Raw genomic sequence first — 5,294 nt, 5'->3', positions numbered from 1 at the left:
GTTGATAGGCCAGATGTGGAAGCCCGGTAACGGGTGGAGCTGACTGGTACTAATAGGCCGAGGGCTTGTCCTCAGTTGCTCGCGTCCACTGTGTTGTTCCCAGGCCACGAACAGTCGTGCTGGTTGAACAGTTTCACTGCTTAATTGAAAAGTGTGCTTGTTCGCTAAGTGCCGATACTCTGCTTTTTATTGCGGAGTTGGCCGATAGTGTTTCGGTGGTCATTGCGTTAGGGAAACGCCCGGTTACATTCCGAACCCGGAAGCTAAGCCTTTCAGCGCCGATGGTACTGCAGGGGGGACCCTGTGGGAGAGTAGGACGCCGCCGAACAATCTTTCAGGACCCTTGGTCCCAGCGTTCAACGCTGGGGCCAGGGGTCCTTTTTTGTTTTGCCGAAGCGCGTCGGATGGTCGGCTGCGCGAGAATGTCTGTGGTACCCGATGACAGGAGTCACCCCCATGTCCACCAACTCTTCCGACGACCGTCCGGAGCGCGAGCCGCGTCGCCGTGACGGCGGTGACAGGGGCGGTTTCCGTGGCGGTCGTGACGACCGGTCCGGCGCGCCTCGACGTGACACCAACGACCGTTCCAGCGGCCCCCGCCGCGATGACAGCCGTGGTGGCAGCACCGGTGGTGGTTTCCGTCGCGACGACCGGGCTCCGCGTCGTGACGACCGTCCCAGCAGCGGCCCCCGCCGCGACGACAGCCGTGGTGGCAGCGCCGGCGGTGGCTTCCGTCGTGATGACAGCCGTGGTGGCAGCGCCGGCGGTGGCTTCCGTCGTGATGACAGCCGTGGTGGCAGCGCCGGCGGTGGCTTCCGTCGTGATGACAGCCGGGGCGGCAACACGGGCGGTGGCTTCCGTCGCGATGACCGTGACCGTGGTCCTCGCCGTGATGACAACCGCGGTGCCGGCACCGGTGGTGGGTTCCGTCGTGATGATCGTGCGCCGCGTCGTGAGGACGACCGTGGTGGGTACCGCGGTGGTCAGCGTGATGACCGTGGCGGGCGTCCCGCCTCCGGTGGCGGTGGGTTCGAGCGTCGTGATGACCGGCCGCGTGGCCCGCGCCGTGACGACGACCGGCCCAGCAGCTTCCGCCGCGACGACAGCCGAGGCGGCAACACCGGCGGCGGTTTCCGCCGCGACGACAGCCGAGGCGGCAACACCGGCGGCGGTTTCCGCCGCGACGACAGCCGAGGCGGTAGCTCTGGTGGCGGGTTCCGTCGTGATGATCGTGCGCCGCGTCGTGAGGACGACCGTGGTGGGTACCGCGGTGGTCAGCGTGATGACCGTGGCGGGCGTCCCGCCTCCGGTGGCGGTGGGTTCGAGCGTCGCGATGACCGGCCGCGTGGCCCGCGCCGCGATGACGACCGGCCCAGCAGCTTCCGCCGCGACGACAGCCGAGGCGGCAGCACCGGCGGCGGTTACCAGGGGCGCGACGACCGGAGCCAGGACCGCGACCGCGGCCCGCGCCGCGACAACGACCGTGGCAACGACCGGCCCAGCAGCTTCCGTCGTGATGATCGTGCGCCGCGTCGTGAGGACGACCGTGGTGGGTACCGCGGTGGTCAGCGTGATGACCGTGGTGGCCGTCCCGCCTCCGGTGGCGGTGGGTTCGAGCGTCGCGATGACCGGCCGCGTGGCCCGCGCCGTGACGACGACCGGCCCAGCAGCTTCCGCCGCGACGACAGCCGAGGCGGCAGCACCGGCGGCGGTTACCAGGGGCGCGACGACCGGAGCCAGGACCGCGACCGCGGCCCGCGCCGCGACAACGACCGTGGCAACGACCGCGGTGGCAACCGCGGTGGTCAGCGAGATGATCGCGGCGGTTACCAGGGCCGCGACGACCGCGACCGTGAGCCGATCAAGCGGCTTCCCATCCCGGACGACGTCACCGGCCACGAGATCGACAAGGATGTCCGGCAGGAGCTGTACAGCCTGCCGAAGACCCTGGCCGAGGACGTTGCACGGAACCTTGTGATGGTGGCCCGCCTCCTCGACGAGGACCCGGAGCAGGCCTACGCATACTCGCGTATCGCACTGCGTCTGGCCTCCCGCGTCGCAGCGGTGCGTGAGGCTACCGGCTTCGCCGCGTACGCGACGCAGAGGTATGCGGAGGCACTGGCCGAGTTCAGGGCGTCCCGTCGCATGACCGGCTCCGTGGACCTGTGGCCCGTCATGGCCGACTGCGAGCGTGGACTCGGCAGGCCCGAGCGGGCGATGGACATGGCCGGTGGGCCCGAGGTCCAGAAGCTGGACAAGGCCGGCCAGGTCGAGATGCGCCTGGTCGCCGCCGGAGCCCGTAGGGACATGGGCCAGATCGACGCGGCAATCGTCACGCTGCAGGGCCCCGAGCTCGCCTCCAGCGCCGTCCACTCGTGGAGCCCGCGCCTGCGGTACGCGTATGCGGACGCGCTCCTGGAAGCAGGGCGCGAGGACGAGGCACGCGAGTGGTTCGGCAAGGCCCTCGAGGCGGACAAGGACGGCGCGACCGATGCGTCGGACCGGCTCGCCGCGCTCGACGGTGTGGAGTTCGTCGACGCCATGGGTGAGGACGACGAGCACCCGGCCGTGGTCGAGGCCGAGGCGCCGGGCGCCGAGGAGCAGGACGACGAGGACGACGGCGTCGAGGAGTACTACGACGACGATGACGAGGAAATCGAAGAAGTCGAGGACGACGACGCGGAAGGCTCCGCGAAGGCGTAAGCGCTGAAGGGCTGACAGAAGAGGGCGGCACCCGTCGCGGGTGCCGCCCTCTTCTGTTTGCTGCCCGTTCCTCAGTCCGTGTCGAGAGTGCGCAGGACGAGTCCCGTGGCCGGCTTGGGGCCGAACGAGGTCGACTTACGGGGCATGGTGACGCCCTGTCTGGCCAGTTCCCGGACGACGTCCTCGCTGACCGGGTGCATCAGCACTGCCGTGGCATTGTGCCGCTCTGCCTGCTCGACGGCCGCGGCGGTGTCGTGGATGTACGCGATGTGCTCCGGGGCGTCGGGAATCCTCCAGACGTGGTCCAGGAGTGTGGAGTGCAGCACGGTCGCATCCAGTGCGCGCCAGGCCGCCGGCTGGTCGGCACGAACCGTGCGGCTGAGGAGATCTCCGTCCGGCCGGTCGACGAGGTGGAAACTGCCGTCGCCCGCGAGCAGAAAGGCGTTGCCCTCCGAGGCGGCCTCGGTGAGTGCGTCGAGGGCCCGGGGGAGCGGTCCCTCGATCTCCCTCACCCGGAAGCTGCTGCCCAGGGCCTCGATGGCCTGGGCGACCGGAAGGCGGTGCAGCAGCCGGTGGATGGCACGGACCCGCAGCGGATAGCGGGCGGTGTCGACCAGCAGGACGAGACCGAAATCCCAGGGGCCGGGGGCGGACTGCTCCTGCTGGAGCCGCAGATAGGTGGCCCAGCGGTGGTGGCCGTCGGCGATCAGCGCCTGGCGGTGGGAGAGGTCGGACTCGATCTCCGCCCGCTCCGCGGGATCGGAGACGGCCCAGAGACGGTGGCTGAAACCGTCCTCGGTCGTCGTGGTGAGGAGCGGACGGCGTTCCACCACCCGCTCGATGACTGCTGCGGTGCCGCTGGGTCCGGTGTCACCCGCGTAGCTGAGGAGGAGGGGTTCGAGGTGGGCGGCGGCGGTGCGCATCAGGTCGGCGCGGTCCTCCACGACGTCCGCCATGACGTCCTCGTGCGGCAGCACCACGCCCTCCGACGCGGGGGAGAGTGCCAGGGCCCCGATCACACCGCGCTGAAGGAGGTCGCCGTCCCGCTGCTCGTAGACGTAGAGCACGGGCGCCGGGTCCGGGGCGAGTACGCCCTCCGCGAGCCAGCGCGTCAGGGTGTCGGCGGCCTGCCGGTGGCGTTCGGCCGCCGTGCCCGCCTGCGGGAGGATCAGCCGCACGATGTTGTGCGGATCCGCGGACTCCAGGTGGTGCAGCCCGTCGGGCCGTACGACGACGTCGTACGGAGGTGAGGTCACCGCCGCCAGGCTGCCGACCCGTTCGGGGACGTAACGCAGACCGCGGAAGGGGATCAGCTGCAGTCCCCTGCCGACGGCGGGCCCGGATGTGTTCATCCCGGCATCGTATGCGCGCCGCCACGATGCGCGATGATCGGGGGAGAAGCATGGAAAGAGGAGCACAGGCATATGAGTCAGCAGTACAGGTCACAGCCGCTCGGGAGTGACGTCGCGCTGAGTGAGGCGTACGACACGGCCCTGCTCGATCTCGACGGGGTGGTCTACGCGGGCGGGCACGCGATCGTGTACGCCGTCGAGTCGCTGGGCAGCGCACGCGCGGGCGGTATGCACCTGGCGTACGTGACGAACAACGCGCTGCGGACGCCGGACGCGGTGGCGGAGCACCTCACGGAGCTCGGCGTGCCGGCCGAAGCCGCTGATGTGATCACGTCGGCGCAGGCGGTGGCCCGGCTGATGGCCGACCAGCTGCCGTCCGGTGCCAGGGTGCTCGTGGTCGGCGGTGAAGGGCTGCGGGTCGCGCTGCGCGAGCGCGGCCTGGTGCCGGTGGAGTCGGCGGACGACGACCCGGTCGCCGTGGCGCAGGGCTTCGGCGGTCCCGACCTGGCGTGGGGCCGGTTCGCCGAGGCGGCGTACGCGATCTCGCGCGGAGCCGTGTGGTTCGCGTCCAACACGGACCTGACGATCCCGGGTGCCCGGGGGATCGCCCCGGGCAACGGTGCGGCGGTCGAGGTCGTACGGATCGCCACCGGTGCCGAGCCGCAGGTCGCGGGCAAGCCGCTGCCGCCGATGCACCGCGAGACCGTGCTGCGGACCGGGGCGAAGCGGCCGCTGGTCGTCGGGGACCGGCTGGACACGGACATCGAGGGCGCGTTCAACGGCGGTGTCGACTCGCTGCTCGTCCTGACCGGGGTGACCGACGCGGCGCAGCTGATCGCGGCCGAACCCAAGTACCGGCCGACCTATGTGGACCGGGACCTGCGGGGGCTGCTCACCGGCCAGCCGGAGGTGTCGCAGGAGCAGGGCGGCGGGTTCCGCTGCGGTGGCTGGACGGCCGTGGTGAGCGGGGACGCGCTCGTGCTGGAAGGTGACGGTGACGCCGTCGACGGGCTGCGGGCCCTGTGCGGGGCGGCGTGGACGCATGCCGGGGAGGGCTCGTGCGAGCTGGACGCGGGGAAGGCCGTGGCCAGGCTCGGGCTGTAGCAGCGGCCGCCCTGGCTGCGGGTCCGCTCCATGGAGCGGACCCCCCCCCCCGGCGGCGGCCCCCGCCCCCCCGGCGCCCCGGGACACCCCCCCCCGGACCACCACGGGCCCCGCCCCCCCCCCGGGGGGCACGGA

The 5,294-nt window shown here is 71.2% G+C and carries 4 protein-coding genes and 2 rRNA genes; 5 read left to right on the top strand and 1 reads right to left on the bottom strand.

Features of this window, described 5'->3' with window-relative positions; all coding sequences use genetic code 11:
- The 4 genes from ACIREO_RS18690 to ACIREO_RS18675 form a co-directional block, all read left to right on the top strand.
- Positions 1 to 73 (top strand): 23S ribosomal RNA (locus tag ACIREO_RS18690); the annotation flags it as partial.
- A gap of 138 nt (positions 74 to 211) precedes the next feature.
- Positions 212 to 328, top strand: a 5S ribosomal RNA gene (rrf, locus tag ACIREO_RS18685).
- 213 nt (positions 329 to 541) lie between these two features.
- Positions 542 to 1,978 carry a hypothetical protein gene (locus ACIREO_RS18680; protein ID WP_404111046.1) on the top strand — a complete coding sequence of 479 codons (1,437 nt, stop codon included), beginning with the start codon at positions 542 to 544 and terminating at the stop codon, positions 1,976 to 1,978.
- Positions 1,978 to 2,703 carry a tetratricopeptide repeat protein gene (locus tag ACIREO_RS18675; protein ID WP_404111043.1) on the top strand — a complete coding sequence of 242 codons (726 nt, stop codon included), beginning with the start codon at positions 1,978 to 1,980 and terminating at the stop codon, positions 2,701 to 2,703. Before ACIREO_RS18680 ends, ACIREO_RS18675 begins: the two co-directional genes overlap by 1 nt.
- Positions 2,704 to 2,774: 71 nt before the next feature.
- On the opposite strand, the gene ACIREO_RS18670 is transcribed toward ACIREO_RS18675, so the two are convergent.
- Positions 2,775 to 4,055: a DUF1015 family protein gene (locus ACIREO_RS18670; protein ID WP_404111041.1), complete on the bottom strand. Its 1,281-nt coding sequence runs from the start codon at positions 4,053 to 4,055 to the stop codon at positions 2,775 to 2,777.
- A gap of 72 nt (positions 4,056 to 4,127) precedes the next feature.
- On the opposite strand from ACIREO_RS18670, the gene ACIREO_RS18665 reads away from it, so the two are divergent.
- Positions 4,128 to 5,159, top strand: coding sequence for an HAD hydrolase-like protein (locus ACIREO_RS18665; protein ID WP_404111038.1), 1,032 nt, complete (start codon positions 4,128 to 4,130; stop codon positions 5,157 to 5,159).
- Positions 5,160 to 5,294: the final 135 nt, after the last annotated feature.

Origin of the sequence: Streptomyces sp. NPDC102441 (genome assembly GCF_044765585.1) — a bacterium.
Taxonomy (GTDB): domain Bacteria; phylum Actinomycetota; class Actinomycetes; order Streptomycetales; family Streptomycetaceae; genus Streptomyces.
This window is presented reverse-complemented; position numbering and strand designations above follow the sequence as displayed.

What these genes read in the sequence shown, in the direction of transcription:
- ACIREO_RS18665 (WP_404111038.1), top strand. Translation starts at nt 4,128, where the DNA reads ATGAGTCAGCAGTACAGGTCACAGCCGCTCGGGAGTGACGTCGCGCTG.
- ACIREO_RS18675 (WP_404111043.1), top strand. Translation starts at nt 1,978, where the DNA reads ATGGTGGCCCGCCTCCTCGACGAGGACCCGGAGCAGGCCTACGCATAC.
- ACIREO_RS18670 (WP_404111041.1), bottom strand. Translation starts at nt 4,055, where the DNA reads ATGAACACATCCGGGCCCGCCGTCGGCAGGGGACTGCAGCTGATCCCC.